The sequence below is a fragment of the Amycolatopsis sp. CA-211722 genome, from assembly GCF_056828465.1.
Genome location: NZ_CP184752.1, coordinates 5,043,153 through 5,069,138, shown reverse-complemented (window position 1 = coordinate 5,069,138; position 25,986 = coordinate 5,043,153). Strand labels below are relative to the sequence as shown.

Sequence of the window (25,986 nt, the reverse complement as noted above, 5' to 3'; positions counted from 1 at the left end):
GGAGCTTTCCCCTCATCGCACGCGAGGAAAGTCCCCTTCGCCACAGGTGGTGCGGTCCTTAAGGGCGACGGAAGGCTCGGACACGTCGCGAAAGCCACTTTCGCGACGCCTGATGTCCCGAAAGTGGCTTTCGCGACACCGAAGCCCACATCCAGCAAGCACCCGAACACGCCACATTCGCCCAACGGGTCAATAGTTCTCTGAATGCGGCGGGGCTCAGACCAGGGCCAGGACGTCGTCGGCGCAGCCCCAGGCCACCGTGATCCCCGCACCGCCGTGCCCGTAGCAGTGCACGACCCGGCCGTCCCGCTCCAGCCGCACCTCGGGCCGGAACGGCCGCAGGCCGACCTTCGCGCCCATCACGGGCGCGTCGGCCAGCGCGGGCACGAGTTCGCGGCACCGCCGCACGATGTCGGCGGTCACGCCGGGGTCCGGCTCGACCGAAGAGCGGCCGGGCTCCTGCGTGCCGCCGCAGACGACGTGCCGTCCGTGCGGGATCACGTGCCGCAGCACCGGCGTGGCCCCGTCGACGATCCATTCGGTGAGTCCCGGGTCGGCGAGGTGGACGACCTGGCCGCCGACCGGCACCACGGTGCCGTCCCCGGCGAGCCGCCCGCCACCGAGCCCGGCGGCGTTCACGACGAGGTCCGCGTCGAGGTCGTCCAAACGCGACACGGTGCGGTACTCGGTGCGCACGCCCAGTGCGGCGACCTCGCCGGCGAGCCAGTCGAGATACACCGGGGTGTCGACCAGCGCGGTCGTGAACGTGAGGCGGCCGGGTTCGTGGTCGAGGCCGGGCATCGACAACGCCCACGAAGGCAGCGGCGCCTCGCGCGGGACGAGGTACGTCCCCCTGGCCATGCGGATCCCCGGCGCGCCCAGGACGCGGTACTCCTCGACGCTCGTCGCGGTCCAGCGGTCGACCCGGGCGGAATTCGCCGACAGCGGCGGGAAGAGCACCCCACCGGCGACCGCCGACGTCGTTTCCCCAGGGCGCGCGTCGGTGAGCACCGTGACGTCGTGCCCGGCCGCGGCCAGCCGGTGCGCGCAGCTCAGCCCGATCACCCCGCCGCCGACCACACTGATCCGCATCGAAACCCCCTTCGTCCTCGCGAGCCGTCCCTGCATGGTGACTGATCACCCGTCACGTAATCTCGCCGGATGAGCGGAAGAGGGCCGTACGGGCCGGTCGCGGTGACCTGCGCCGCGATCATGGTGGTTCTCGGCTTGCTGGTCTCCGGTGACGGCCCGTCCGTCCCCGACGAGGTCGCGATCAGGTGGGTGGAGCGGTTCTTCGGCCCCGACACCGCCCTGCTGCGGCTCCTGGTGCTGCCGACCGAGGCCTACGTCCTGATCCCGGTCGCGGTCCTCGCCGCCGTCCTCTGCCTGCTCGGACGACGCAGGCTCGAAGCGGCGCTGACCATCGCCGGCCCGCTCGTCGCGATCCTCGCGAACACCTGGGTGCTCAAACCGCTCTTCGACCGCTGGAAGTACACCTATCTGGCCTACCCGAGCGGGCACACCGTCGCGCTGGCCGCGGTGCTGACCGTGCTCGTCCTGCTCGCCCGCCCCGGCGTCGGCAAGGCGGTCATCGCGACGGTGGGCGCGGTGGTGCTGTGCGGCGTGACGATCGGCATGATCGGCCTCGGCTACCACTACCTGACCGACGTCGTGGGCGGCGCGCTGTTCGCCGTCGCGACCGTGTGCGCCACGTGGGTGCTGCTCAGCTGGGCTGCACGGCGTCGCGCGCCAGCGCCGTCAGACGGCTGACGGCGCGCAGGTACTTCTTGCGGTAGCCGCCGTTCACCATCTCCTCGGTGAACAGCTCCGGCACCGGCTCGCCCGAGACCACCAGGGGGATCGCGCGGTCGTAGAGCCGGTCGGCGAAGGCGACCAGCCGCAGTCCGACGTTCTGATCGGGCACCGGGTGGATGTCGCGCAGGTGCACCCGGGTCACGCCGTCGAGAAGCCTGCCGTAGCGCGACGGATGCAGGCCGCCCAGGTGTTCGCACAACGCGTCGAAATCGTCCACTGTGGATTCGGGATGCGCGGCGGCGGAGGCTTCCAGCTGCTCGGGGCTCGCGGGCGGCGGCGCGTCCGGCAGGCCGCGGTGACGGTAGTCCGGGCCGTCGACGCGGCAGACGCCGAACCGGGCGGACAGCGACTGGATCTCGCGCAGGAAGTCCGCGGCGGCGAACCGGCCCTCGCCGAGCTTGTCCGGCAGCGTGTTGGACGTCGCCGCGACGAACACCCCCGCCGAGATCAGTTCCTGCAGCAGCCGCGTGACGAGCATGGTGTCGCCGGGGTCGTCGAGTTCGAACTCGTCGATCGCCAGGAACCGGTGCTCCGACAGCCGTCGCACCGCCTCGGCGAACCCCAGCGCGCCGACGAGGTGGGTCAGCTCGACGAAGGTCCCGTACGCCTTGGGCGACGGCGTCTCGTGCCACGTCGAGGCGAGCAGGTGTGTCTTCCCGACGCCGAAACCGCCGTCGAGATAGAGCCCCATCGGCCCGGACGGCGCGTCCTCCCCGCCACCGAAGAACGCGCGCAGCTTCGACTTCGGCTTGCGGTTCGACGATTCCGCCACGCGTTTCGCGAACGCGCCACAGGTGACGACCGCCTCGGCCTGGCTCGGCTCGTCCGGATTGGGCACGTACGTGGAGAACCGGACCGCGTCGAACCTCGGCGGCGGGACGAGCGCGGTGATCAGCTCGTCGGCGGACAGCTCCGGACGGCGATCGATCAGGCGGGCGGGCATTCGCCGAGCGTAACGGCACCCGCGTGGCGGGTTCACCCTCCCTGACCGGGCGTATCCCCCGCTCAGCGGTGCCATCGGGCGCGTGCTGGGATGTCCGTGTGCAGCTTTTGTGGCCAACGACACCGGCGGAACCTGTCTCCGACGGCGACCTCGAACGGCTCTACGGGTATCCGGAAGACCTGACCCGTCCCTGGGTCCAGGTCAACTTCGTCAGCTCCGCGGACGGCGCGGCGGCGGTCGACGAGCTGTCCGAGGGGCTTTCCCACCCCGCCGACAAGCGGATCTTCCTGATGGGACGGCTGCTCTCCGACGTGATCCTGGTCGGCGCGGGCACGGCGCGCGCCGAGGGCTACCGCGGCGCGCGTGTCACTCCCGAACGCGCCGCCCGCCGGGTCGCGCTCGGCCTTTCCGAGGTACCCCCGATCGCGGTGGTGACCCGTTCCGGTGAACTCGACCCCGAAGGCCCGTTGTTCACCGACACGAAGGTCCCGCCGATCGTCATCACCACCGAGACGGCGCCGCGCGCCGGATTGGAGCGCGCGGGTGCCGAAGTGCTCGTGGCGGGGGCCGGCGACGTCGACCTCCACCGGGCACTCGCGCTGCTCGGCGAGCGCGGGCTGCGCCGGGTCGACTGCGAAGGCGGGCCGGCGCTCTTCGCCGACCTGATCGCCGCCGACCTCGTCGACCAGCTGTGCCTCACCGTCGCCCCGCTGCTGGCGGGAGCGGGTGAGAGCCGGATCGCCCGCGGCCACCCGTCACCGGAACCGCGGCGGATGGAGCTCGCGTCCGTGCTCGTCGAGGACGGTTTCACCATGCTGCGTTACCGCCGCCGGGAGAGCGGGTGAGCGAGGCCGTGCCGGTTCCGGACGAGGAACTGGTGGCCAGGGCCGCCGCCGGGGACCACGGTGCGTTCGACACCCTGGTCCGGCGGCACACGCCCCGGATGTACCGGGTGGCGCTGCGGATCACCGGCAGCTCGTCCGAGGCCGAGGACGTCGTGCAGGAGGCCTGGCTCTCCGCGTGGCGGGCGCTGCCCGGCTTCCGGTTCGAAGCCGCGCTGTCGACGTGGCTCTACCGGGTGACGACGAACGGCGCGCTCGGCGTGGTCCGGCGCCGGAAACCGACCGTGCCCCTCGACGAGGGCGACGCGGGTGTCGTGCCTGGTCCGGAGGGCCATGTGGTGAGCGCCGAGCGGGTCGGCACGGTGCTGCGCGCGATCGCCGAACTGGACGTCGGCCAGCGGATCCCGCTGATTCTGCGAGAATTCGAAGGGTTGACCTACGACGAGGTGGCCGAGGTGCTCGAAGTCAGCGTGCCCGCTCTGCGCGCCCGCCTGCACCGCGCGAGGGTGGCGCTGCTGGCGAAACTCGGCGACAACTTCCGACCCGGGGAACGGTGATGAGCGAGGATCCGCGCGACGACCCCCGTTGGCAGCAGGTGCGCGCGGCCGCGAGCCGTCCGGTGCCGACGCCGCCGGGACTGGTCGAGCGGGTGCTCCGCTCGGTCGGCGGTGCCCGGGGCAGGCAGACCACCGCTCCGCTCGACCTGCCCTCCTCGGGCGGCAAGACCCAGGTGTCCGAACGGGCGCTGGTGCTGATGACCAGGAGCCTCGCCGCCGAGATCGGCCGGGAGCTCGGCGGGGTGCACGTCGCCGCCGTCGCGCTCGAAGAGGACGTGCTCCAGGTGCTGGTGACGATCCGGTTCGGCGTCGAGGCGGCCGTCGCGGACTTGCTGCGGCATCGGGTGAGCGCGGCCCTGACCGGTCAGCTCGGCTCCGCCCCGCCCGCGATCAACGTCCACGTCGTCGACGTCCATCCGGACTGATGAGCGGCACAGTGGCAAGGCGACGTGCCGCGAAAGCCACTTTCGGGACGTCAGATGTCTCGAAAGTGGCTTTCGCGACGTCAGCCGCGCCGGGACGCGACCTTGCCGGTCTCCCGGACCGAATCCCGGAACTGATTACCCCATCCGGGGGACATCGCGTGACGGCTCGGCATGCGCGCGTGTCGTGGTCGGTGAGAGCGTAGGAACCGCCGCGCGCGCAGGTCGCGCGGCACCGGCCGAGAAGGAGCGAACTTCATGGCGCAGCCGAGCGCGAGCAAGCCCGACACCCCGGTCGCCGGGGCGTCCCTCAACGAGGAAGGAGCCGCCGGCAAGACCACGATCTCGTCGGTGGTGGTGCAGAAGGTGGCGGGGCTCGCCACCCGCGAGGTCACCGGGATCCACGCGCTGGGCGGCGGGGTGTCCCGGGCCTTCGGCGCGATCCGCGAGCGCATCCCCGGCTCCGGCACGGTCACCACGTCCGGGGTCTCGGTCGAGGTCGGCGAGAAGCAGGCCGCCATCGATCTCGACGTGGTCGTCGAGTACGGCGCCCGCATCGTCGACGTCGCGCGCGCGGTGCGCCGCAACGTGATCGGCCAGGTCGAGCAGATCACCGGTCTCGAGGTGATCGAGGTCAACATCGCGGTCAACGACATCCACCTGCCCGACGAGAACGGCGGCGAGACCGAGTCCTCGCGGGTCGAGTGATGAACGGGACCCAGACCGGCCTGCTCGCCGGCCTCATCCTCGGCCTCGCCGCGACCCAGGGCTTCACCGCGTTCCTGGTGACACTGGCCGTCGGCGTCCTCGGCCTCGTCCTCGGCCGCGTGCTCGACGGCGAACTCGACCTCGGCGACCTGTTCGGCCGGGGCCGCGACAAATGACCGTCCCGCCCGAACCGGAGGATCGCGGCACCCTCACCATCTCGCCGTCCGTGGTCCGCAAGATCGCGCAGCACGCCGCGGACCAGGTCGACGGGACCACGCGCGCCGAGCGGCGGATCGCCGGGCTCGGGCTCGGGACGCACGGCACCAGCGCGAAGGTCGGCGGTGAGGGCAACGACGTCGACCTCGTGCTCGACGTGGCGCTGCACTATCCGGCGCCGGTGCGGCGGATCGTCGGCGACCTGCGCGCCAGGGTCACCGAGGAGGTCGAGCGGATCACGTCGTACCAGGTCCGGGACGTCTCGGTGAAGGTCTCCGCGCTCCTGCCCGACATCGCGCCCCGCGTCCGCTAGAAGGAGCGAACGGCTATGCGTTTGATCGTCCGCCTGCTGTCGGCCCTGATCGGGCTGGCGCTGGCCGCCGCCGGTGTCCTGCTGGCGCTGGAGGTCGGCTGGGGCTGGTGGCGGCCTGGCCGGGGCCCGCTGTTCCTCCCCTGGGACGACTGGCGCGACAGGCTCGCGGAGCAGTCCTGGAACGCTTCCACGGTCCGCTATCTCGCGATCGCCGTCGCGGTCGTGGGGCTGCTGCTGATCCTGGCGGCGGCCTCCGCCGGGCGGCGCGCCATCCGGCTGACCGATCCGGCGAACGAGGTCAGCGTGACCACGTCGCCGCGTTCCCTGGCGAGGCTCGTCGGGGTGACCGTGCGCGCGCAGGACAACGTCGCGGGCGCGAAGGTCACGGCCACCGCCAAGAAGATCCGTGTCCGCGCGACGAGCAGGCTGGAAACCGAAGGCGAGCTGCGGCCGCGGCTGCTGGAGACGGTCTCCGGTCTGCTCGAAGACGTCCCGTTGGCGCGACGGCCGAAGGTGTCGGTCGTCGTCGACTCCCCGAAGGACCGCCGATGACCCGTTCGGTCTCCGCCAAGGCACTCGGCCGGTCCACCGGCACGGAACGGACCTTGACCGTCCTCATCGGACTCCTCGCGCTGCTCGGCGGGGCGGCGGTGGTCGTGGTCGGCGCGGGCTGGCTCGGCACGCACCGCGCCGGCCGGCCGCTCGTGGACCCGATCGCCCTCGACTGGCTGTCGCGGCACGCGCTCCCCTCCCGGATCGGCGCGATCGTGCTCGGCGTTCTCCTGCTGTGGCTGGGGTTGTGGTGGTTCTTCCGGTCGCTGCGCCCGGAAGGCCGCCCGGACCTCGAACTCGCCGACGACCTCGTGGTGACCTCTTCGGCCATCTCCGAGGCCGTCCGCGCCGACGCCGAAACGGTCGACGGGGTCGGGCGCGCCCGGGTCCGCGCGGTCGGCGACAAGGAGCACCCCGCGCTGCGGATCACGCTCTGGCTCGTCGAGGGCACCGACCTGAAACGGGTCTGGGAGCAGCTCGACCACACCGTGCTGGCCCGCGCGCGGGAATCGCTCGGAGTGGACGTGCTGCCGACGGCCGTCCGGATCGAGCTCGACACGACAGCACCGCAACGGGTGCGCTGACCGCGCCGGTGCGGCGAGAATGGCCGTCATGTCGCTTCCCTTGACACCGCCGATCAAACCGATGCTCGCCAAACCGGCGAAGGCGATCCCCGATTCCGGCGGGCTGCTGTTCGAACCGAAATGGGACGGGTACCGCTGCCTGGTGTTCCGCGACGGCGACGAGCTGACCTTGCAGTCGCGGTCGGAGAAGCCGCTCAACCGGTACTTCCCCGAGGTCGTCGAGCGGCTGAAGGCGGCGTTGCCCGAGCGGATCGTGCTCGACGGCGAACTGGTGGTCGCCCGGGGCGGGAAGCTGGACTTCGACGCGCTCACCGACCGGGTCCACCCCGCCGAAAGCCGCGTCAAGCTCCTGGCGGAGGAGACGCCGGCGGAGTTCGTCGCCTTCGACCTGCTGGCGCTGGGCGACGAGTCCTTTCTGGACGAGCCGACGTCGAAGCGGCGGGAACGGCTGGAGAAACTGGCCTCCGACGGCGTCCACCTGACCCCGGCCACCGCGGATCCGGCGATCGCACGGCACTGGTTCGAACTGTTCGAGGGCGCGGGGCTCGACGGCGTCATCGGCAAACCGCTCGACGAGCCGTACACGCCCGGCAAACGGGTGCTGCTGAAGTACAAGCACTCCCGCACCGCGGATTGTGTGCTCGCCGGGCTGCGCTGGCACGTCGACGGTGAACCGGGCGAGATGGTCGGCTCGTTCCTGCTCGGGCTCTACGACGAGGACGGCGTGCTGCACCACCCCGGCGTCGTCGGGTCGTTCCCGGTCACCCGTCGGCGTGAACTGGCCGAGGAGCTGGCCCCGCTGATCACCGACGGCGCCGATCACCCCTGGCTGGGTGACAACGTGCGGGAGAACCAGCGGATCCCCGGCGGTATCACCCGGTGGAAGTCCAAGGAAGCCCCGTGGGTGCCGCTGAAGCTGGAAAAGGTGGTCGAGGTCGGCTACGAGCACACGGAGGCCGGATTCCCGTCGCGGTTCCGGCACACCGCGCAGTTCAAACGCTGGCGCCCCGACCGCGAGCCGTCCTCGTGCACCTACGCCCAGCTGGAAGAGGTCGCCCGCTACGACCTGGACGCGGTGTTCCGCGGCGAGGTGAAGCGCACCCGCTAACCGTGTCCTGACATCCGACCTGCGAAGCTCTGTTCCGAGCTTTGTCATGCCTTGGAAGTGAGGACCAGACCGTGAGCACCGCCCGCCGCACGCCACGGCTGTTCCTGACGACCATCGTGGTGACGGCCGTGCTCGCGGGCTGCACGGCCGGGCCGTCGGCGAGGCCGGCGGTGATCGACAACGACGGCAAACCGGATCCCGGCGGCCAGACGACGGCGCGGCAGGTGCCGCTGCCGCCGCTCGCCGAACCGCGGTCGCCGTCGATCAAATGGGAGGACTGCGACGAAGCGACCCGGCAACGGCTGGGGCAGCCGTCCGTGCCGGACACACTGAAGTTCTCCTGCGCCAGGGTGCCCACCACGCTCGACGCGCCGGATCTGCCCGGTCGCGGGCTCTCGCGGCTGTCGGTGGTCAAGACCGAGGGCGGGCCGATCCCGCTCGTCGTGGTCAACGACGTCGACGGGGAGCCGGGGTCGCTGTACGCCGCACGGCTGGCGGCGACGCTGCCGCCCGAGTTCCTGCGGAAGTTCTCGCTGATCGGTGTGGACCGGCGCGGGACGGGGACGTCCATGCCGGTGCAGTGCATCCCGGCGGAGATCCGCGCCGACCTGCTCGGCGCCGATCCGGCCGCCGCCGACCTCGAAGGCGTCGTCGACGCGGCGCGCCGGGCCGGGCAGCAGTGCGCGATCGAACTGGACGACTCGCAGTTCGCGATGGACAGCTGGCGGGCGGCCGGCGACCTCGAAGTACTCCGGGAGCAACTGGGGCTGGACAAGCTGCACGCGCTGGGCCGCGGCGACGGTTCGAAGGTCCTCGCCGAATACGCCGTGCGGTTCCCGGCCCAGGTCGGCCGGGTCATGCTCGACGGGCTGCCCGACCCCGCCCCCGACGCGGCCGCCACACAGGAAGCCATCGCGGCGGGCGCGGAGGCGACCCTCGACGCGTTCGGCGCCGACTGCGTCGCGCGGGGCTGCCCGATCGGCGACGCCCGCTCGGCCGTGTCCGCCGTCGCGGACCGGCTCCGGTCGGCGTCCGCGACGACCTCCGACGGCGAAGAGATCACCCCGGGGATCGCGCTGTACGCCATCTACTCCGGGCTCGCGCAGCGCTCGCGCTGGGTGGAACTCGCCGAGGCGCTCAAGACCGCGCAGACCGGCGACGTCACGCCGCTGGCCGCGTTCGCCGAGCCGGTACTGAAGGACACCAAGGCCCGGCCGTCGCGGCTGGACGGCACGATCGCGACCAAATGCAACGACAGCGCGACCCGGCTCTCGGCCGAGGAACTCACGCGCGCGACCACGACCCTGCGCGACAAGTACCCGCAGTTCGGTGTCTTCGCCGCGCAGCAGCTGGCCTGGTGCAGCCCGTGGCCCGTGCGCCGCGAACCGCTGCCGCCCGCGGGAGCGCCGGGCGCCCCGCCGATACTCGTCGCGGGGACCGCGACCGACCCGGTCACGCCGGAGCAGGGCACCGGACGGGCGGCCGACCAGATGCCGAGCGCGGTCACGATCACCTGGCAGGGCGCCGGGCACGGCGCCCTGAGCCTCTCTCCGTGCGTCACGGACGCGACGCGGGCGTTCCTGATCGACGGGAAGGTGCCCGTCGACGGGACCCTCTGCCCGGCCTGAGCCCCATCGGCCTCGTGAGTGGTAAGGACGGTTAGAACCAAAGCTGTCTTAGCTACCTACTGAATGTGGGTAGCAGTTGACTCGCGATCGCCATCCGCAGCCTCAGCAATAACACCAGTCTCAGCAGTCACCACGGGCGGCGCGTGAAGGACCCCTTCCCTCGGCTCAGCCGAGGAAACTCGACCTTCACACCTTCCCAAGTACATGAAGGCCCCCTTCACTGCGTCTAGCGCAATGAAGGGGGCCTTCACGTACTGCAGCTGCGAGCGAGCGTGGCAGTGGCGTGGTGGGGCGCGGCTCGTGAGTGGCGATTCGGGCTATATCCGCCCTTTACCACTCACGAGACCCAGCGCCCGCTACTGCCGGTAGGACTCCACCTCGGAGATCGACCGCGCCGAAGCCTGGTCCGGATCGTCGTCGAACTCCACCCGCGCCCGCCGCTGACGCAGCAGATCCCAGCACTGGTCCAGCTGCTGTTCCACACTCGCGAGCCGGGACCGGTCGTCCGAGCTCAGCCCGGTGCCGATCGCCCGCGCACGGAGCTCGTGCTCCTCGCTGACCAGCTCGTCGATCCGGCTGAGGATGTCCCCGTCGGCCATACGCACCTCCCGCGAAACGTGGGTTGCTCCATCCGAGACGCTACGCGCACTCGCGGGAATGCGCGTCCCGCCCGATTCGTTACGCCGGGCATGAGCACTGTGGAGCTGACCGCCGCCAACTTCGATCAGGTCGTGTCGGAGAACGACTTCGTGATCATCGACTTCTGGGCGGGCTGGTGCATGCCGTGCCGCCAGTTCGCGCCGACCTACGAGAAGGTGTCGGGCAACCACGACGACATCGTCTTCGCGAGTGTCGACACCGAGGCCGAGCAGCAGCTGGCCGCGGCGTTCGACGTGCGGTCGATCCCCACGCTCGCGGTCATCCGCGACAAGACGGTGATCTACGCGCAGCCGGGCGCGCTGCCCGAGAAGACGCTCGAAGACCTCATCCAGCAGGCGCGCGACGTCGACATGGACAAGCTCAAGGAAGAGGCCCAGGAGGCCTGACGAGCGTGGAGAAGGGGCCCTTCCCGGCGGGTTTCGCCGGGAAGGGCCCCTTTGTCTTTCAGCGGGGCAGCGCCACCGGGACCGGGTCAGCCCCGGGTGGCGAGCCCGCGCAGGAAGAACGCCAGGTTCGCCGGGCGTTCCGCCAGCCTGCGCATGAAATAGCCGTACCATTCGTCGCCGTAGGGGACGTAGACGCGCATCGTCTTGCCGTCGCCCGCGATCCGGCGCTGCTCTTCGGGCCGGATCCCGTACAGCATCTGGAACTCGTGGTCGTCCGCCTTGCGGCCCGCGTCGGCCGCGAGCTTCTCGGCGATCGCGATCATCCGCGGGTCGTGCGAGGCGACCATCGGATACCCCTTGCCCTGCATGAGGATCTTCAGGCAGCGCACGTAGGACCTGTCCACTTCGGACTTGTCCTGGAACGCGACCTCCTCGGGTTCGGCGTACGCGCCCTTGCACAGCCGGACACGGGAACCCTCGGTCGCCAGGTCGCGGCAGTCCTGCTCGGTGCGCCGCAGGTAGGCCTGCAGCACCGCGCCGACCCAGGGGTACTCGGTGCGCAGTTCCCTGAGGATGCCCAGCGTCGAGTCGGTGGTGGTGTGGTCCTCCATGTCGAGGGTCACCGTGGCACCGACCGCTTCGGCCGCCGCGCAGATCTTGCGGGCGTTCTCCAGCGCGACCTTCTCGCCGTCGGCGGGCAGGAACTGGCCGACCGCGGACAGCTTCACCGACACGTCCGCGCCGAACGCGAGGCCGTCGGCCGCCAGCGCGGTCAGCAGTTCCTCGTAGGCGCGGACCGTGGTCGCGGCCTGCTCGGCGTCGGTGGTGTCCTCGCCGAGGTGGTCGAGGGTGACCCGGAGGCCTTGGTCGGCCAGTTCGCGGACCACCCGGGCGGCGTCGGGCGTCTTCGAACCGGCGACGAACCGGCTGACCACCGATCGGGTGGCGGGGACGACCTCGACCAGCTTGCGCATCCGCTGGGATCGAGCGGCGGCGAGCAACGGGGCACGCAACATCACGGACTCCTGGAGAGACTCAGCCCTGGTGGGGGTAGCGGACGCTGGTGGGCGGAACGAAGGTCTCCTTGACCGAGCGCGGGCTCGTCCAGCGGAGCAGGTTGAACACCGAACCGGCCTTGTCGTTGGTGCCGGACGCGCGGCCGCCGCCGAAGGGCTGTTGGCCGACGACCGCGCCGGTCGGCTTGTCGTTCACGTAGAAGTTGCCGGCGGCGAAGCGCAGCGCCTCGGACGCCTTCGCGACGGCGGTGCGGTCGTTCGCGATGACCGCGCCGGTGAGCGCGTAGTCGGCGGTCTCGTCGACCAGCTTCAGCACGTTGTCGAAGTCCTCATCCTCGTACACGTGGAGCGCGAGGATCGGACCGAAGTACTCGGTACGGAAGATCTCGTGGTCCGGGTTGTCCGACACCAGGATCGTCGGGCGCACGAAGTAGCCGACGCTGTCATCGGCGGTGCCACCGGCGATGACCTCAATCTCGGGGTCCTCGGCCGCGTTCTTCAGCACGGCGGCGTGCTTGTCGAAGGCGCGGCGGTCGATCACGGCGCCACCGAAGTTGGTCAGGTCGTTGACGTCGCCGTAGGTGATGGCCTCGGTCTCGGAGACCAGCTCGTCCTTCAGGCTCGCCCAGAGCGACCGCGGGACGTAGGCGCGGGACGCGGCCGAGCACTTCTGGCCCTGGTACTCGAAGGCGCCGCGGATCAGCGCCGTGCGCAGGATGTCGACGTCGGCGGAAGCGTGCGCGAGCACGAAGTCCTTGCCCCCGGTCTCTCCGACCAGGCGCGGGTACGTGCGGTAGCCGGAGATGTTGGCGCCGACGGTGGCCCACAGATGCTGGAAGGTCGCGGTGGAACCGGTGAAGTGGATCCCGGCCAGGTCGCGGTGGGTCAGGGCGACCTCGGAGACGGCCTTGCCGTCACCCGGAAGCAGGTTGATGACACCCGGCGGCATGCCCGCCTCTTCGAGCAGCCGCATCAGCATGTGCGCGGCGTAGCTCTGCGTCGGCGACGGCTTCCACAGCACGACGTTGCCCATCAGCGCGGGCGCGGTCGGCAGGTTGCCGGAGATCGCGGTGAAGTTGAACGGGGTGATGGCGTACACGAAGCCCTCGAGCGGGCGGTGCTCCATCCGGTTCCAGATGCCGGGCGAGCTGACCGGCTGCTCGGCGAGGATCTGACGGCCGAAGGCGACGTTGAAGCGCCAGAAGTCGATCAGCTCGCAGGCGGAGTCGATCTCGGCCTGGAACGCGGTCTTCGACTGGCCGAGCATGGTGGCGGCGTTCAGCTTGGCGCGCCACGGGCCGGCGAGCAGGTCGGCCGCGCGCAGGATGATCGCGGCGCGGTCGTCGAAGGACAGCGCGCGCCAGCCGGGAGCGGCGGCCTTGGCGGCGGCGATCGCGTCGTGGGTGTCCTGCGCGGTCGCGCTGTGGATGACCCCCAGCACGGCCTTGTGGTTGTGCGGCTGGACGACCTCGATCTTCTCGCCGCCACCCTTGCGCTGCTCGCCACCGATGGTCGCGGTGATGTCGATCGGGTCGGCGTTGCCCAGCAACTTGAGCGCGCCCTCGAGTTCAGCGCGCTCAGCGCTGCCCGGCGCGTAGTTCAGCACCGGCTCGTTCTTCGGGGCGGGGGTCTGGGTCACGGCGTCCACTGACTGCTCCTGACTGCACTTCGCCGGGTAGAGGTCTCACCCCGAACGGTAGACCTGACGGCTCACTGACGGCTTGTCCGACTGGCTAGAATCAGGGTGACCATCTTGTCCGATCGGCTTAACTCGGTGATGATCTGACCACGGATACGACCACAGGCGCCTCACTCCGGCACGTCCTCGCCACGCTCGGGGAACCGCTGGTCAGGGTGCTCGCGGCCCCCGGCGGGCTCGGCGTCCCGGTCGAGGACGTCGTCATCCACGATCCGGAGGATCCGCCCGACGCCCATCCGGGTGATCTCGTTCTGGTGATCGGTGCCCGCGGGCGGTCGGCCGCCGGCGCGATCCGGGCGGCGGGGCGGTCCGGCGCGGCCGCCGTCGCGGTCAAGAACGGCATGGCCGTCGTGAACGTCGCGAACGACGCGGGTGTCGCGCTGATCGAGGTCGGCCACGAGGCACGCTGGGAGCAGGTCGAAGCGCTGGCAAGGGGCGTCGTCGACGCGGCGCGCGCGGGCGGCGAGGCCGACAGCGGAGAGGTCCTGGGGGATCTGTTCTCCCTCGCGCAGACGATCGCGACACTGACCGGCGGCCTGGTCAGCATCGAGGACACCGCGAGCCGCGTGCTGGCCTATTCACGGGCGGGCGACGAGGTGGACGAGCTGCGCAGGCTCTCGATCCTCGGCCGAGAAGGGCCGGAGCGATACCTCGCGATGCTGCGCGAATGGGGTGTCTACCAGCGTCTTCGTGCCGGCGAGGGCATCGTCCGCATCGACGAGCGGCCCGATCTCGGCATCCGGCGGCGGATCGCGGCCGGGATCCACGCCGGAGCGCAGCCGCTGGGCACGATCTGGGTCCAGGAGGGCGCGCATCCGCTCACCGAAAGCGCGGAGGTCGCCTTGCTCGGCGCCAGCCGCGCGCTCGCGCCGCAGCTGATCCGGCACCGGACGCTGCCCAGCCCGGAGCTCCGGCTGCGCGAGGATCTGCTGGCCGGGCTGCTCGACGGCCGTCTCGACGCCGAGTCCGTCGCCGACGACATCGGCGCGGACCCCGGGAAACCGGCCATGGTGCTGGCGTTCTCCCTCCCCCGCGACCGGGCCGCGACCGACCGGCAGCTCCGGCGCGCGGAGCTGGTGCACCTGATCACCGTGCACACCGCCGCATATCGCCGGAGCGCGCTGGTGAGCGTGATCGGCGGCCGGGTCTACGCGCTGCTGCCCGACCTCCCCGAGCACGCCGAACCGCGGACCCTGGCGCTGGCCAAGGAAATCGTCGGCACGGCGCAGCGGCATCTCGACGTCCGGGTGCGCGCGGCGCTGGGCGGCGTGGTCACCGGCCTCTCCGACGCGGCGGCGTCGCGCGGCGACGCGGACCGCGTGCTGGCGGCGATGGCGCGCGGGCACGGGACCGCGGACGTCGCCTCGCTGGCCGACGTCCGCGCCGAGGTCCTGCTCTCGGAGGTGCTCGCGTTCCTCGGCGAGCAGCCGAGGATCCGCGATCCGCGGCTGACCGATCTGGTCGCGCACGACGCCGAACACGGCGGCATCCTGGTGCCCGCCGTGCTCGCGTACCTCGACGCCTTCGGGGACGTCCGGAAAGCGGCGCGCGAGCTGAACATCCACCCGAACACGGTCCGCTACCGCGTGCGCCGCGCGGGCGAGGTGTCCGGGATCGACCTGGACGACCCCGCGCAGCGCATCCTCACCCAGCTCCTTTTGCGCCTCTAGGGTTTCCCCTCCCGCAATTCGTCCTCTAGTTGCGGTCCTTGCGTGTGCAAGTACCGCAACCAGAGGACGAAACGCGTGGGGTCAGGCCAGGGTCAGGCTGAACCGGCGGTTCTGGACGTCCAGTTTGTCCAGCCGTACGGCGACGGCCGCCCCGGCGGCGAACGGGCCGGTTCCGCCGACGGTCGGCAGCAGCCCCTCCATCCCGGGGGCCACTTCGACGAACGCGCCGAACGGGAGCACCCGCGTGACGACTCCGTCCAGAACGCCGCCATCGGCGTGCGCGACGACGAACTCGCGCCAGTTCTCGATGGGAGACATGCGATTCACCTCCTTTCCGCGCATGGTCCACATGAGGACACCTACGCGGAGGCGGGCTGCGGGCCCGCGCGGAGATCAAGCGGCGGCCGGGGAACCCGTCCGCTCACGGCACGAGGCCGACCCGGCAGTCATGGCCGTGACCCTAGCAAAGGTCACGACACGGCCACCAGGCTGCGAAGTTCGGCGACCTCGGCCAGCGCGCGATAGGAATCCAGCCGCTCCGCCTGGTCGAAAGTGCTGGTGGTCACCAGGATCTCGTCGGCGCCGGTCTTGGCGACGAGACCGGCCAGCCGGTCGCGCACCTCGTCCGGAGTGCCGGCGAGCTGACCGTCCAGCGCCCGGTCCAGCCGTTCCCGGTCGCGATCCGACAGCGGCCCGGCGAGGATCTCCTCCACCGGCGACAACGGCGGGAAGACACCGTGCGTCCGCGAGTAGACCGTCGACCACGCCTCGGGAATCAGGAGCCGCCGGGCCCGTTCGGCCGTCTCAGCGACGGCGATCGCCGTCGACACCACGACGTACGGCCGCGACGCCTGGGCGGACGGGCGGAACCCCGCGCGGTACCCCTCGATGGCTTCGAGCAGCGGCCCCTCGCCCCGGACCGGCGCGATCACCAGCGGCAGCCCCAGTTCCGCGGCCAGGCCCGCGCCCGCGCCGGTGGCCAGCAGGAACGCGGGCACGCGCAAGCCTTCCGCGGGAATGGCGTGCACACCCGGATGGCTCGTCTGGTCGCCCGCGAGGAAGCCCAGCAGTTCGCGAACCTGGTCGCCGAAGCGATCGGCGTCGTCCTTCTCGTGCCCGAGCGCCTGCCGGACCCCGCCGGTGAACCCGACCGACCGGCCCAGCCCCATGTCGATCCGGCCGGGGAAAAGGGATTCGAGCACACCGAACTGCTCCGCGACCACGAGCGGCCGGTGATTCGGCAGCATCACGCCGCCGGTGCCGACCCGGATCCGCTCGGTCGCCGAGGCAACGGCGGCCGCCAGCACCGTGGGCGCCGAACCGGCGACACCGGGCACGCTGTGATGTTCCGACACCCAGAACCGGTGATAGCCGAGCGCTTCGATGTCCCGCGCGAAGGCGACGGTGTCCCGGAGCGCGCGGGGCGCGTCGCCGCCGCGGCGGGTCGGGGACCGGTCCAGTACCGAAAGCGTGATCACCCTCGGGTCAACGCGTCCGGGCCCGGCGGGCATTCCCCGCTCAGGGGCGCCAGCGCTCGCTGTAGTCCGGGTGGTCGGCGTGCGGCAGGGCCAGCAGCCGCAGGGTCAGGCACCAGTTCGTCCCGGCCTCGTCAGCGGGCACATGGCAGGTCTCGCACCAGTACTCGTTGCCGTACAAGGGGAATCCGGGCACCTTCTCCGAGACCGTGGTGCGGTGCGCCTGCAGGAGCCGCCGGGTCGCTTCGATCTCGTTGATCATCTGATTGACCGCGTCGAGTTCGATGTCGTTGAGCGAGCGGATCTTCTTTTCGATGACGACCTTGGTCTCACCGCGGGTGAGCGATTCGTTGATCTCGGTTTTCTTGACCGCCTGCATGATCAACGCCTGGCGTTGCCCCACACGCGCGGCGAGAAAGGCGATCAGGTCGTCCACGGGTACTCCTTCGTCCTCCCCCAGCCTAGTGTTCGGAGGGAAATGTCGCTGGCAGGAAGCCCGGCGTTACGGCCGGGTCCCGTGCGTCACACAGTCTCGTATCGATCCACCGCCCAGCCGTGACTGGTTTCTGGATCGACACGAAAGCGCAATCACTCCGCGAGCAAGAACGAAGGAAAAACGTGAATTCGTCACCGACGCCGCACGCGTCGTCACTTGATGCGTGCTAAGTGTCGTCCCGCGCCTTGCTCGGCTGGACGCGCTTCGGCTCGCCGGGCATCTTCGGGTAGTCCGGCGGATACGGCATCTCGCCGAGGCCGTGGTCGCGCTCGTCCCGCGCGTACCACTCCAGCAGCGTTTCGATGCCGAACGCCTGCTCGTCCATCGGCGCGTGGAGGTCGCCGCGCTCGGCGTAGAAGGCGCCCGCGGTGAGGACGTCGAAGTCGTCCGGGTCCACTTCGGTCAGCAGATCCCAGGTCAGTGGCGTCGACACCGTCGCCCGCGGGGTGCCGCGGACCGACCAGGACGACGCCACCGTGCGGTCGCGGGCCGCCTGGTTGTAGTCGATGAAGACCCGGCCGCCGCGTTCTTCCTTCCACCACGCGATGGTCGCCTTGTCCGGGATCCGGCGCTCGACCTCGCGGCCCAGCGCGATCACCGCGTGCCGGACGTCGATGAAGTCCCACTCCGGCCGGATCCGCACCAGGACGTGCACGCCGCGGCCGCCCGAGGTCTTCGGATAGCCGGTCAGTCCCGCCGAGTCGAGGACCTCGCGGACCACGCCCGCGACCTCGACCGCGTCGGAGAAACCCGCCTCGTCCGGCGGGTCCACGTCGATGCGGAGCTCGTCGGGGTGGTCGACGTCGGGCCGCCGCACCGGCCAGGGGTGGAAGTCGAAGGTGCCCAGGTTCGCCGCCCAGGCGAACACGGCGGGCTCGGTCGGGCAGACCTCCTCGGCCGTCCGGCCCGACGGGAAGGTGATCTTCGCGGTCTCCACCCACTCCGGGGCACCCTTCGGCACGCGCTTGGCGTAGAACCACTCGCCCTCGACGCCGTCGACGTACCGCTTCAGCGTCGTCGGCCGCTCCCCGATCGCGCGCAGCAACGGCTCGCCGACCGCGACGTAGTGCTCCACGACCTGGCGCTTCGTGATCCCCCGGGCCGGGAAGTACACCTTGTCCGGGCTGGACACGCGGACCTTGCGCCCGCCCGCCTCGACCTCGATCGGCTCACCGTTCTTGGGCATGCGCCCACCGTATCGCCGATCAGGGCCGGGGATCGGTCTTCAGGATTGCCATCGTGACGACGTCATGCCACTCGCCGTCCCACCACAGCGCCTGTCGCTGAAGCCCCTCCCGCACGAACCCTGCCTTCTCGTAAACGCGCTGGGCGCGCGGGTTGTGGTCGAAGACCTCCAGCGAGACCCGGTGCAGGCCGACGACGCCGAACGCGTAGTCCAGCAGCAGCCTGGTCGCCTCGGTGCCGTAGCCACTGCCGAAGAACTCCGGCCCGTTCAGCGCGATGCGGAACGACGCGGAGCGGTTGTCCTTGTCGACATCGGTGAGGGCGAGATCGCCGACGTGCACGCGATCCTCCTTGCGCACGATCGCGTAGTCCGCCCGGTCGTCGAGCCCCGGCCGTCCGGCCAGCCAGGTCCGGATCTGCTCGGGGGTGAACTTGGTGTGCGTACCGGTCAGCCGGATGGTTTCGGGCTCCTGCAGGGCCTTCCACGCGGTCTCGAAGTAGGTTTCGTCGAGCTGGGTGAGCACGACGTGCCCACCGGCCAGTTCGGGCTGCGTCCGCAGCGCCTCGGTGTCGATCACAGCGGACACGGTACGGTTGAGGCGGTGTCCGGCCGTACCAAATTAATCCTCGCGCTCACCGTGCTCGCCCTCTTCGTGGCGGCCGCGGTCCTGCTGCCGATCCCGAGTCCGGCCGGGCTGCGGGCCTGGGCCGCCGAGACCGGCCCCGCCACTCCCCTGGTGTTCTTCCTGGTCTATTCGGTGCTGACGGTGGCGCCGATCCCCCGCACCGTGTTCAACCTGGCGGGCGGGCTGCTGCTCGGCGCCACGACGGGCATCCTCGTCGGCATCCTGGCGACCACGGTCGCGTCCGCGCTCTCGTTCGCGCTTTCGAGAGCACTCGGCCGCGATCTGGTCACCCGGCACCTGCGCCGGGCGAAGGTCCGCGCGGTCAACGAGCGGCTTTCGGACGGCGGCGTCCTGGCGATCACGTCCTTACGGCTGATCCCGATGGTGCCGTTCGCTCCGTTCAGTTACCTGTGCGGAGTGTCATCCGTCCGTTTCGCCCCGTATCTGATCGGGACCGCGCTCGGCAGCCTGCCGGGGACGGTCGCGGTCGTCGTCCTCGGCGACGCGCTGACCGGGGAAACACCGCCCGCCCTGCTGATCTGTTACGCCGTGTTCGCCGCGGCGGGGGCCATCGGGCTCGTCAAGGTCTTCCGGCGCAAGGCCCGGCCGGTGCCCGATTCGAGCGAGGAAGAAGAATTGCCCGCCTCCGCACCGGCGAGCTGACGGGGAGCCGAAACCGCCGCCCGCTACACTCGATCGGGTGCGCGGGACCTGTCAGGCCGCGTAGCGCCACCATCACCCGGAGAATGTGTCAGGAGCAGTCGCCATCGACACCGGTCAGCTGATCGCTGGGCACTATCGCCTGGTCGAGCAAATTGGTAGCGGTGCCATGGGGGTGGTCTGGCGTGCCATCGATGTCCGCCTCGAGCGCTCGGTGGCGGTCAAGCAGATCCTCCCGCAGCCAGGTGTCTCCGAGGCCGAACGCGACAACATGCGCCAGCGCGCCATGCGCGAGGCGAAGAACGCGGCCCGGTTCCAGCACCCGAACGCGATCGTGGTGTTCGACATCGCCGAGCACGGCGGCGACCCCTGCCTGGTGATGGAGTACCTGAACGGCCCGAGCCTCTCGGCGATCATCTCCGACGAGGGCACGCTGCCGCTGGGGCGCGTCGCGAAGATCGGCGAGCAGGTCGCGTCGGCGCTGGTCGCCGCGCACCGTGCCGGGATCGTGCACCGGGACGTCAAACCGGGCAACATCCTGATCGACGAATCCGGCACCGCGAAGATCACCGACTTCGGTATTTCCCGCGCCGCCGGTGACATGACGCTCACCCAGACCGGCCTGATCGGCGGCACCCCGGCGTACCTCGCGCCCGAGCTGGCGCGCGGCTCGGACCCGGTGCCCAGTTCCGACGTCTTCGCGCTCGGCGCGACGCTCTACCAGGCGATCGAGGGCCAGACCCCGTACGGGAACAGCTCCAACCAGCTCGCGCTGCTGTACGCCGCCGCGAACGGCCAGATCAACCCGCCGCAGCAGGCGGGCCCCGCGACGGCGTTGCTGATGAGCCTCCTGCGCACCGAGCCGACCGAGCGCCCCAGCATGGCCGAGGCCAGGGAACGCCTCGCCGCGCTGGCGGCGAACGAATCCGCCGCGGGCACGGCGGCGTCGCCCCGGCTCTTCGGAGCGGGTGGCGGCAGACAGCCGGCCGTGCCCGACACCCCGGGACACGGCCTTCCCGGCGGAGACCGGCCACCGTGGCAGCGGACCGACAAGCCGGCCCAGTCCGCGGCGGCTCCGCCGCAGCCCACCAAGACCCACTCGCCGACGGCCGCGTTCATCCCGATGCGCTCGCCGTCCGCGCCGCCGAACACGCCGCCGCGTCCGGTCGCCGCGATGAGCCCGCCGCCGTCCGCGGCCGCCCCGATGCGGCCCTCCCCGGCCAAGCCCGCCGACGCCAAGCGCAAGGCCGTCCTGTTCGCGGGCGCCGGTGCCGCGGTCGTGGTGATCGCCGTGATCGTGTTCCTGGTGCTGAATTCGGGTAACGGGGGCAACACCCAGGGCGGCAACAACGCCGGGGCGAACCCGCAGCCGGGCACCTCCGCGCCCAAGTCGAGCGGCTCGTCCTCGTCGCGGCCCGCGCCGGCGGGCCTGGGGAAGACCCCGAGCGAGAAGGTCACGAGCTACTCGAGCGTGGGCACCTTCCTCCTGGACTTCTTCGACACGGGCAAGATCGGCACGTCCGCGAGCTGGAACAAGCTCACTGACGCCGCGAAGGCCGTGTACGGCTCAGAGCAGGCTTTCGCCGAATACTGGGCCGCGCACAAGGTCACCGGTTCCGAAAAGGCGCGGGCCGACAGCGGCGGCGGAAACCCCGACGGGTCGATCGACATGAACATCACCATCAACGGCGGCCCGCGGCCGGCACTGCGCGTGGTCCAGGTCGGTGGGCAGTACTTCATCGACGCCGACACGCGAGTACTCGGCAACTGACGCAGCGTGGCGGGGGTGAGACCCGCCTCGCTGGTGGTAGGCCAATCGCCGCTCGTGGCTTACTGTGGCTCCATGGCCGATAGCGGACCTTTCGGACCTCGCCAGAATCCTCGCTTCCAGGAAGACCTGGTAGGCCTCGACCCGCACGACCCCGAGGCCCGGGCCTTCGCCGAGCATCTGGACCGCATCGAACGCTGCGGCCCGAACTTCACCGTGGAGGCCTGCCTCGACGGTGTCTCCGATTTCGCCGACTCCAGCAACCGCCTCGGCGGCTTGCGCTGGTGGGTTTCGGCACTCGTCGTGGTCCTCATCGTGCTCGGCGTGATGGTCACCGCATGGGACATCATCGGCCGGGCCATCGCGTGGCTCGCGGGGTAACGTGGAACCGGTGAAAGGCATGAAACCCGTTGTCGGAGCCACGCCGCGCGTGGTCAAGTCCGAGCAGGAATGGCGGGAGCAGCTCAGCCCCGACGAGTACGCCGTCCTCCGCCAGGCGGGCACCGAGCGCCCCTTCACCGGTGAGTACACCGACGAGAAGACCACCGGTGTCTACCAGTGCCGAGCCTGTGGCGCCGAACTGTTCCGCAGCGACACGAAATTCGAGAGCCACTGCGGGTGGCCGTCGTTCTACGACCCGGCGGACAGCGACGCCGTCCTCCTCCGCGAGGACACCACCATGGGGATGCGCCGGATCGAGGTGCTGTGCAAGTCGTGCCACAGCCACCTCGGCCACGTCTTCGAGGGCGAGGGCTACGCCACGCCGACGGATCAGCGGTACTGCATCAACTCGATCTCGCTGAAGCTCGTTCCCGAGTCGTAACCGACCGAAGCGAACCACCGCCCTCTCCGACGCGTTCACGAGAAAACACGTCAGGAGGGCGTGCCGTATGAACGAACCCTGGGGGATCTCGGGGCCGGCCTTCGCGTGGCTCTACGGCTGTCTCGTCGTTCTGCCGTTTCTCGTCGCCGGTCTGTGGGCGCGGTCGCTCCGGCGTACGCCCGCCGACGAAGGGCCGCCGGGCCCGTACCACCTCGCCGCGCTGGCCGGAGGCACCGAGCGGGTCGCCGACGTGGCGGTGGCCACCATGGTCGCCGAGGAGCGGATACGGCTGGACAGCCGAGGGCGGGTCACCGTCCTCCGGGCCGCGTCGGGAGATCCGCTCACGCGTGCCGCCGCCGCACTCGTCCCGCAGGCGGGTGCCGGCGGGCTCCACCGGGTGAAGAAGCTGCTGAGCGGGAGCGCCGCCGTCCAGGAAGTACGCAACGAACTTCAGCTGAGCGGCCTGCAGGTGGACGAACGTCGCCGTCGCGCCGGGTGGCGGGCGGCCTTGATCGTCTACCTGCCCGTGCTCGCCCTGGGAGTGGCGAGGTTCGCCAACGCCATGCCGCTGGGGCGCCCGGCGGGCGTGCTGGCTGGTCTCCTCCTGGCGGTGGTCGCGGCCATCGCCGGGACCGCGCTTCTCCAGCGGCCGAGCCGCACCGTCCTGCCGACCGCGGCCGGACAGCGCGTCGTCGGCGCGGCGCGGCGGGACCCGCTTCTGGTCCCCGGAGTGGCGGGCGCGGTGGCGCTCGGCGGGCTGGCGGCGTATCCCGATCCGGTGCTGGCGGACACGCTCGTCCGGACCGGCGACACCGCTCCCAAGGGCGCGGAAAGCTCGCCCAGTGGTGGACGCGGCTGCGCGAGCGGTTCCTGCGGGAGTGGTTGCGGTGGCTGACTTCGGATGGCTCGCCACACCGGCGGTCGCGCTCCCCGTCCTGGTCGCGGCGCTCCACGTGCTTTGGCTCCGGCGCGGCTTCCACGACGGCGGCAAGCTGCCGAGCGTGCGACACGTGGCGGCCTTGGCGGGTAGTACCGCGCGGGTCACCGAAACGGTGGTCGCCTCGATGCTCGAACGCGAACAGGCCCGGCTCGGCCGTTCGGGCAGGCTCTACCGCACCCCCTTGGTCCCGGCCGACCCGCTGGGGCTGGAGCTCTACGGCGAGCTGTCGTCGTTTCCCGGCTACGCACTACGGGCGACGATGAGCCGCGGCCCCGCGATGCGGGCGCTGTGGGCCGACTTGAGCCGCCGAGGTCTGGTCGTGGCCGAAGGACGACGACGGCTCACGTGGCGGATCACCGCCGCCGTCTACGCCGTCCTCCTGGGCATCGGGACGGTCCGCTGGATCGTCACCGGCGGCACCGTGGCCCTGATCGTGCTACTCGTCGTCGCGCTGGCCCTGCTGATCGTCAGCCTCCGGCTGGGCCGGACCGACTACGCGGGCAGGACGACCACCGCGGGCCGGGCGGTGCTGGCCGAGGCGGAGACGGATCGAAGCCTCGTCTCGGGTGCGGCGGGCGCGGTGGCCATCGGCGGCTTCGCCGCGTACCCCGATCGCGAGGTCGCCGCCATCCTGAGCCGCTACGGCGGGCGTCCGGGCAAGGACACCCGCACGTTCGCCTGGGGCGGCGGGACCGACTACAGCGTCTCGGGAGGCAGCGGCGGCTTCTGACGTCCGCCGAATCACGGAACCACGACCGGACGGGAAAGCGTCCGGCTACGGTAAGCGTATCTGCTCGTGAAAGGGCCCTTGCGATGGAAGACACCTGGGGTATTCCCGGACCCACGTTCCTGGCGCTCTACGGCGCCCTGATCGTGTTCCCGGTGGTCGTCGGTCTTGTGTGGACGATCGTCGCCAAACTGGGCGCCAAGGCGCCGCGCGCCGAAGTGAGCGGCCAGCAGCCGACGATGTACGAGTTCGCCTATCTCGCCGGCGGCCCGGACCGGGTGGTCGACACGGTCATCGCGACGCTGGTCGACCGCGGAACCTTGCGGGTCAGCAGTGCGAAGCAGCTCCAGCTGACGGGTCCCGCACCCGCCGACCCGATCGAAAAGATCGTCGCCAAGGGCGCCAATCCGGGCTACAACGCCACGACCCGCGGCATCCGTGACCGGGTGCGGCTGTCGGGTCCGATGCAGGCGCTCGCCAAGGATCTGGAAGCACGAGGGCTGGTCGTCGTCGACCGGACGCCGCGGATTCGCCGGGTCGTGTACTTCCTGTACCTCGGCGTCCTGGTGCTCGGCGTGGCGCGCCTGATCGCCGGGATCGCCGGCGACCATCCGGTCGGATTCCTGATCCCGCTCCTGATCTCGGCCGTGTTCGCGACGGTGATCTCCCGTGCGCTCAAGAACAAGCGGCCGGGCCCACGTCCGACCAGCGAAGGCGCCCGGGCCCTCCACAAGGCCAAGTCCGCCCACGGACGGGAGCGCAAACGCGGCATCCCGAACGAACCGGGATACGCCGGCGGCGCGGTGCTCGGCGGCGCCGCCGCGGCGGTCGCGTTCGGCGGACTCGCCTTCTACCCCGACGAGGAGCTGAGCGCGGCGCTGATCCCGCCGCCGATCCCGGGCGGCGGTCCCGGCGGCGGTTCTTCGGGTGGCGGCGGCGCTACGTGCAGTGGCGGAAGCTCGTGCAGCAGCGGAAGCAGTGGCGGCGGCGGTTGCGGTGGCGGCGGCTGTGGCGGCTGACGCGCCGGGCAGGCTCGGGATCGGCATCGGCTGGCGGCACGAGCTGGATCTGTCGATCGCGCGGCTGCCCGGCGTCGACTGGGTCGAGGTCGTCGCCGAGAACCTGCACGCCGAACATCTTCCCGAAACCCTGGTCGCGTTGCGCGACAAGGGAATGCCGGTCCTGCCGCACGCGGTCTCGCTGTCGCTGGGCGGAGCAGAACCGCTCGACACCGCGCGCGTCGAGCATCTCGCGGAGGTCACCCGGGAGCTCGGCGCGCCGCTGGCCAGCGACCACGTGTGCTTCGTGCGCGCGGGCGGCCTCGACTCGGGGCATCTGATGCCGCTCCCCCGCACCCGGGAAGCGCTCGACGTCCTGGTGGACAACGTCAAACTGACCCAGTCGATCGTGGAGGTCCCGTTCGCGCTGGAGAACATCGCGGCGGTGCTGGAATGGCCGGACGCGGAGTTCACCGAGTCCGAGTTCCTTCGGGAGCTCACCGACCGGACCGGCTGCCTGCTGATCGTCGACGTCGCCAATCTGTACGCCAACGCCCGTAACCTCGGCACGGATCCCGAGCGCTTCCTCGACGAGATCCCGTGGGAACGACTGGCGTACACGCATATGGCGGGCGGGGTCGAACGTGACGGCGTCTATCACGACACGCACGCCCATCCGGTGGTCCCGGAGGTGCTGGACCTGCTGCGCGAACTGCGGCGGCGCACCGAACCGCCCGGCGTCCTGCTGGAACGCGACGACGACTACCCGTCCGACACCGAACTGGCGGCGGAGCTGGCCGCGCTGCGGGAAGCGGTCTCGCCGTGACGTCGCCCCGGGAGCGGCTCGCCGGGCAGCAGGCGGAGCTGCTCAAGGCGCTTCTCGCGGGAGGCGACGCCCCGGCGGGCTTCGACGCGAACAGGCTGCGGATCGAGGCGAACGTCTTGCGGAACAAGCAAAGCAGACTGGCCGCCTACCTTCGGCCGGACCTCGCCGAAGCACTCGGTGACCGGTTCGCCGCGCTCTTCCGCGAGTACGCGACGGCTCACCCGAAGACCGACGCGATCCGCGCACGGGCTTACGCGGACGCTTTCGGCGCATGGCTCGTGGAACGCGGCGAGGTCCCGAAGCCCCGGGGCCGGTTCGCGCGCCTACTACGCCGCATTTAGTC

At 71.0% G+C, this 25,986-nt stretch carries 32 protein-coding genes; 22 read left to right on the top strand and 10 right to left on the bottom strand.

Annotation, left to right across the window (positions count from 1 at the left end):
• Positions 1-216: 216 nt before the first annotated feature.
• Entirely contained in the window at positions 217-1,092 is an 876-nt protein-coding gene (locus tag ACOCEP_RS24530; RefSeq protein ID WP_482331334.1) for an FAD-dependent oxidoreductase, read from the bottom strand.
• 69 nt (positions 1,093-1,161) lie between these two features.
• Between ACOCEP_RS24530 and ACOCEP_RS24525 the strand changes: the two genes are divergently transcribed.
• Complete coding sequence (locus ACOCEP_RS24525; RefSeq protein WP_482331333.1) at positions 1,162-1,770, top strand: phosphatase PAP2 family protein; 609 nt, start codon at positions 1,162-1,164, stop codon at positions 1,768-1,770.
• On the opposite strand, the gene zapE is transcribed toward ACOCEP_RS24525, so the two are convergent.
• A complete protein-coding gene (gene zapE, locus ACOCEP_RS24520; protein WP_482331331.1) occupies positions 1,724-2,758 on the bottom strand; it encodes a cell division protein ZapE in 1,035 nt (344 codons plus the stop codon). The two genes, ACOCEP_RS24525 and zapE, sit on opposite strands and share 47 nt — an antisense overlap.
• Before the next feature lie 98 nt (positions 2,759-2,856).
• On the opposite strand from zapE, the gene ACOCEP_RS24515 reads away from it, so the two are divergent.
• From ACOCEP_RS24515 to ACOCEP_RS24470, 10 genes are all read left to right on the top strand, one after another.
• Positions 2,857-3,603 carry a pyrimidine reductase family protein gene (locus ACOCEP_RS24515; protein ID WP_482331329.1) on the top strand — a complete coding sequence of 249 codons (747 nt, stop codon included), beginning with the start codon at positions 2,857-2,859 and terminating at the stop codon, positions 3,601-3,603.
• The gene (locus ACOCEP_RS24510; RefSeq protein WP_482331328.1) at positions 3,600-4,157 is read left to right on the top strand and encodes an RNA polymerase sigma factor; all 558 of its coding nucleotides are present in this window, start codon (positions 3,600-3,602) and stop codon (positions 4,155-4,157) included. Before ACOCEP_RS24515 ends, ACOCEP_RS24510 begins: the two co-directional genes overlap by 4 nt.
• Complete coding sequence (locus ACOCEP_RS24505; protein ID WP_482331327.1) at positions 4,157-4,582, top strand: hypothetical protein; 426 nt, start codon at positions 4,157-4,159, stop codon at positions 4,580-4,582. Before ACOCEP_RS24510 ends, ACOCEP_RS24505 begins: the two co-directional genes overlap by 1 nt.
• Before the next feature lie 255 nt (positions 4,583-4,837).
• A complete protein-coding gene (locus tag ACOCEP_RS24500; RefSeq protein ID WP_457955994.1) occupies positions 4,838-5,287 on the top strand; it encodes an Asp23/Gls24 family envelope stress response protein in 450 nt (149 codons plus the stop codon).
• Entirely contained in the window at positions 5,287-5,463 is a 177-nt protein-coding gene (locus ACOCEP_RS24495; protein ID WP_276369296.1) for a hypothetical protein, read from the top strand. Before ACOCEP_RS24500 ends, ACOCEP_RS24495 begins: the two co-directional genes overlap by 1 nt.
• Positions 5,460-5,816 carry an Asp23/Gls24 family envelope stress response protein gene (locus ACOCEP_RS24490; protein ID WP_482331325.1) on the top strand — a complete coding sequence of 119 codons (357 nt, stop codon included), beginning with the start codon at positions 5,460-5,462 and terminating at the stop codon, positions 5,814-5,816. The genes ACOCEP_RS24495 and ACOCEP_RS24490 overlap by 4 nt, the downstream gene beginning before the upstream one ends.
• Before the next feature lie 15 nt (positions 5,817-5,831).
• Entirely contained in the window at positions 5,832-6,368 is a 537-nt protein-coding gene (locus tag ACOCEP_RS24485; protein WP_482331323.1) for a DUF6286 domain-containing protein, read from the top strand.
• Positions 6,365-6,952 carry an Asp23/Gls24 family envelope stress response protein gene (locus ACOCEP_RS24480; protein WP_482331322.1) on the top strand — a complete coding sequence of 196 codons (588 nt, stop codon included), beginning with the start codon at positions 6,365-6,367 and terminating at the stop codon, positions 6,950-6,952. The genes ACOCEP_RS24485 and ACOCEP_RS24480 overlap by 4 nt, the downstream gene beginning before the upstream one ends.
• Before the next feature lie 28 nt (positions 6,953-6,980).
• Positions 6,981-8,060, top strand: a complete 1,080-nt coding sequence (locus ACOCEP_RS24475; RefSeq protein WP_482331321.1) for an ATP-dependent DNA ligase — start codon at positions 6,981-6,983, stop codon at positions 8,058-8,060.
• A 71-nt stretch (positions 8,061-8,131) separates the two neighbouring features.
• Entirely contained in the window at positions 8,132-9,688 is a 1,557-nt protein-coding gene (locus ACOCEP_RS24470; protein WP_482331319.1) for an alpha/beta hydrolase, read from the top strand.
• 356 nt (positions 9,689-10,044) lie between these two features.
• Here ACOCEP_RS24470 and ACOCEP_RS24465 read toward each other — a convergent pair whose 3' ends face one another.
• A complete protein-coding gene (locus ACOCEP_RS24465; RefSeq protein ID WP_482331318.1) occupies positions 10,045-10,287 on the bottom strand; it encodes a DUF2630 family protein in 243 nt (80 codons plus the stop codon).
• Between the two features lie 90 nt (positions 10,288-10,377).
• Here ACOCEP_RS24465 and ACOCEP_RS24460 point away from each other — a divergent pair, with 90 nt between their 5' ends.
• The gene (locus ACOCEP_RS24460) at positions 10,378-10,734 is read left to right on the top strand and encodes a thioredoxin family protein (protein WP_482331317.1); all 357 of its coding nucleotides are present in this window, start codon (positions 10,378-10,380) and stop codon (positions 10,732-10,734) included.
• An 86-nt stretch (positions 10,735-10,820) separates the two neighbouring features.
• Here ACOCEP_RS24460 and ACOCEP_RS24455 read toward each other — a convergent pair whose 3' ends face one another.
• Both ACOCEP_RS24455 and pruA read right to left on the bottom strand, forming a co-directional pair.
• Positions 10,821-11,750 carry a proline dehydrogenase family protein gene (locus ACOCEP_RS24455; protein WP_219153149.1) on the bottom strand — a complete coding sequence of 310 codons (930 nt, stop codon included), beginning with the start codon at positions 11,748-11,750 and terminating at the stop codon, positions 10,821-10,823.
• Between the two features lie 19 nt (positions 11,751-11,769).
• Entirely contained in the window at positions 11,770-13,398 is a 1,629-nt protein-coding gene (pruA, locus tag ACOCEP_RS24450; RefSeq protein WP_436462453.1) for an L-glutamate gamma-semialdehyde dehydrogenase, read from the bottom strand.
• A gap of 206 nt (positions 13,399-13,604) precedes the next feature.
• On the opposite strand from pruA, the gene ACOCEP_RS24445 reads away from it, so the two are divergent.
• Complete coding sequence (locus ACOCEP_RS24445; RefSeq protein WP_482331315.1) at positions 13,605-15,119, top strand: PucR family transcriptional regulator; 1,515 nt, start codon at positions 13,605-13,607, stop codon at positions 15,117-15,119.
• 81 nt (positions 15,120-15,200) lie between these two features.
• On the opposite strand, the gene ACOCEP_RS24440 is transcribed toward ACOCEP_RS24445, so the two are convergent.
• The 5 genes from ACOCEP_RS24440 to ACOCEP_RS24420 form a co-directional block, all read right to left on the bottom strand.
• Complete coding sequence (locus ACOCEP_RS24440; protein ID WP_482331314.1) at positions 15,201-15,437, bottom strand: S1 RNA-binding domain-containing protein; 237 nt, start codon at positions 15,435-15,437, stop codon at positions 15,201-15,203.
• A 152-nt stretch (positions 15,438-15,589) separates the two neighbouring features.
• Complete coding sequence (locus tag ACOCEP_RS24435; RefSeq protein ID WP_482331313.1) at positions 15,590-16,630, bottom strand: LLM class flavin-dependent oxidoreductase; 1,041 nt, start codon at positions 16,628-16,630, stop codon at positions 15,590-15,592.
• 7 nt (positions 16,631-16,637) lie between these two features.
• Positions 16,638-17,030: a DUF6221 family protein gene (locus tag ACOCEP_RS24430; RefSeq protein ID WP_240597634.1), complete on the bottom strand. Its 393-nt coding sequence runs from the start codon at positions 17,028-17,030 to the stop codon at positions 16,638-16,640.
• Positions 17,031-17,256: 226 nt separating this feature from the next.
• Complete coding sequence (locus ACOCEP_RS24425; RefSeq protein ID WP_482331312.1) at positions 17,257-18,276, bottom strand: DNA polymerase domain-containing protein; 1,020 nt, start codon at positions 18,274-18,276, stop codon at positions 17,257-17,259.
• Positions 18,277-18,295: 19 nt separating this feature from the next.
• Positions 18,296-18,853, bottom strand: coding sequence for a GNAT family N-acetyltransferase (locus ACOCEP_RS24420; protein ID WP_482331311.1), 558 nt, complete (start codon positions 18,851-18,853; stop codon positions 18,296-18,298).
• 24 nt (positions 18,854-18,877) lie between these two features.
• Here ACOCEP_RS24420 and ACOCEP_RS24415 point away from each other — a divergent pair, with 24 nt between their 5' ends.
• The 9 genes from ACOCEP_RS24415 to ACOCEP_RS24375 all read left to right on the top strand — a co-directional run bounded on the left by ACOCEP_RS24415 (position 18,878) and on the right by ACOCEP_RS24375 (position 25,984).
• Positions 18,878-19,564 carry a TVP38/TMEM64 family protein gene (locus ACOCEP_RS24415; RefSeq protein WP_482331310.1) on the top strand — a complete coding sequence of 229 codons (687 nt, stop codon included), beginning with the start codon at positions 18,878-18,880 and terminating at the stop codon, positions 19,562-19,564.
• Positions 19,565-19,730: 166 nt separating this feature from the next.
• Positions 19,731-21,332 (top strand): serine/threonine-protein kinase, encoded by a 1,602-nt coding sequence (locus ACOCEP_RS24410; RefSeq protein ID WP_482339810.1) that lies wholly within the window; start codon positions 19,731-19,733, stop codon positions 21,330-21,332.
• A 72-nt stretch (positions 21,333-21,404) separates the two neighbouring features.
• A complete protein-coding gene (locus ACOCEP_RS24405) occupies positions 21,405-21,710 on the top strand; it encodes a hypothetical protein (RefSeq protein ID WP_038515722.1) in 306 nt (101 codons plus the stop codon).
• A gap of 19 nt (positions 21,711-21,729) precedes the next feature.
• The gene (msrB, locus tag ACOCEP_RS24400) at positions 21,730-22,152 is read left to right on the top strand and encodes a peptide-methionine (R)-S-oxide reductase MsrB (protein WP_037304420.1); all 423 of its coding nucleotides are present in this window, start codon (positions 21,730-21,732) and stop codon (positions 22,150-22,152) included.
• Between the two features lie 67 nt (positions 22,153-22,219).
• Positions 22,220-23,047: a TIGR04222 domain-containing membrane protein gene (locus ACOCEP_RS24395; RefSeq protein ID WP_482331309.1), complete on the top strand. Its 828-nt coding sequence runs from the start codon at positions 22,220-22,222 to the stop codon at positions 23,045-23,047.
• Entirely contained in the window at positions 23,040-23,822 is a 783-nt protein-coding gene (locus tag ACOCEP_RS24390) for a TIGR04222 domain-containing membrane protein (protein WP_482331308.1), read from the top strand. Before ACOCEP_RS24395 ends, ACOCEP_RS24390 begins: the two co-directional genes overlap by 8 nt.
• Before the next feature lie 83 nt (positions 23,823-23,905).
• Positions 23,906-24,838, top strand: coding sequence for a TIGR04222 domain-containing membrane protein (locus ACOCEP_RS24385; protein ID WP_482331307.1), 933 nt, complete (start codon positions 23,906-23,908; stop codon positions 24,836-24,838).
• Positions 24,828-25,643 carry an MbnB/TglH/ChrH family RiPP precursor modification enzyme gene (locus tag ACOCEP_RS24380; protein ID WP_482331305.1) on the top strand — a complete coding sequence of 272 codons (816 nt, stop codon included), beginning with the start codon at positions 24,828-24,830 and terminating at the stop codon, positions 25,641-25,643. Before ACOCEP_RS24385 ends, ACOCEP_RS24380 begins: the two co-directional genes overlap by 11 nt.
• On the top strand, positions 25,640-25,984 hold the full coding sequence (locus ACOCEP_RS24375) for an SCO6045 C-terminal-like domain-containing protein (RefSeq protein WP_482331304.1): 345 nt from the start codon (positions 25,640-25,642) through the stop codon (positions 25,982-25,984). Before ACOCEP_RS24380 ends, ACOCEP_RS24375 begins: the two co-directional genes overlap by 4 nt.
• Positions 25,985-25,986 lie beyond the last annotated feature (2 nt).

Coding starts and splice junctions, on each gene's coding strand:
- msrB (WP_037304420.1), top strand. CDS start 21,730: ATGAAACCCGTTGTCGGAGCCACGCCGCGCGTGGTCAAGTCCGAGCAG.
- ACOCEP_RS24410 (WP_482339810.1), top strand. CDS start 19,731: ATGGGGGTGGTCTGGCGTGCCATCGATGTCCGCCTCGAGCGCTCGGTG.
- ACOCEP_RS24475 (WP_482331321.1), top strand. CDS start 6,981: ATGTCGCTTCCCTTGACACCGCCGATCAAACCGATGCTCGCCAAACCG.
- ACOCEP_RS24485 (WP_482331323.1), top strand. CDS start 5,832: ATGCGTTTGATCGTCCGCCTGCTGTCGGCCCTGATCGGGCTGGCGCTG.
- ACOCEP_RS24395 (WP_482331309.1), top strand. CDS start 22,220: ATGAACGAACCCTGGGGGATCTCGGGGCCGGCCTTCGCGTGGCTCTAC.
- ACOCEP_RS24495 (WP_276369296.1), top strand. CDS start 5,287: ATGAACGGGACCCAGACCGGCCTGCTCGCCGGCCTCATCCTCGGCCTC.
- ACOCEP_RS24425 (WP_482331312.1), bottom strand. CDS start 18,276: ATGCCCAAGAACGGTGAGCCGATCGAGGTCGAGGCGGGCGGGCGCAAG.
- ACOCEP_RS24505 (WP_482331327.1), top strand. CDS start 4,157: ATGAGCGAGGATCCGCGCGACGACCCCCGTTGGCAGCAGGTGCGCGCG.
- ACOCEP_RS24405 (WP_038515722.1), top strand. CDS start 21,405: ATGGCCGATAGCGGACCTTTCGGACCTCGCCAGAATCCTCGCTTCCAG.
- ACOCEP_RS24480 (WP_482331322.1), top strand. CDS start 6,365: ATGACCCGTTCGGTCTCCGCCAAGGCACTCGGCCGGTCCACCGGCACG.
- zapE (WP_482331331.1), bottom strand. CDS start 2,758: ATGCCCGCCCGCCTGATCGATCGCCGTCCGGAGCTGTCCGCCGACGAG.
- ACOCEP_RS24460 (WP_482331317.1), top strand. CDS start 10,378: ATGAGCACTGTGGAGCTGACCGCCGCCAACTTCGATCAGGTCGTGTCG.
- ACOCEP_RS24530 (WP_482331334.1), bottom strand. CDS start 1,092: ATGCGGATCAGTGTGGTCGGCGGCGGGGTGATCGGGCTGAGCTGCGCG.
- ACOCEP_RS24525 (WP_482331333.1), top strand. CDS start 1,162: ATGAGCGGAAGAGGGCCGTACGGGCCGGTCGCGGTGACCTGCGCCGCG.
- ACOCEP_RS24440 (WP_482331314.1), bottom strand. CDS start 15,437: ATGTCTCCCATCGAGAACTGGCGCGAGTTCGTCGTCGCGCACGCCGAT.
- ACOCEP_RS24455 (WP_219153149.1), bottom strand. CDS start 11,750: ATGTTGCGTGCCCCGTTGCTCGCCGCCGCTCGATCCCAGCGGATGCGC.
- ACOCEP_RS24385 (WP_482331307.1), top strand. CDS start 23,906: ATGGAAGACACCTGGGGTATTCCCGGACCCACGTTCCTGGCGCTCTAC.
- ACOCEP_RS24500 (WP_457955994.1), top strand. CDS start 4,838: ATGGCGCAGCCGAGCGCGAGCAAGCCCGACACCCCGGTCGCCGGGGCG.
- ACOCEP_RS24490 (WP_482331325.1), top strand. CDS start 5,460: ATGACCGTCCCGCCCGAACCGGAGGATCGCGGCACCCTCACCATCTCG.
- ACOCEP_RS24465 (WP_482331318.1), bottom strand. CDS start 10,287: ATGGCCGACGGGGACATCCTCAGCCGGATCGACGAGCTGGTCAGCGAG.
- ACOCEP_RS24435 (WP_482331313.1), bottom strand. CDS start 16,630: ATGCCCGCCGGGCCCGGACGCGTTGACCCGAGGGTGATCACGCTTTCG.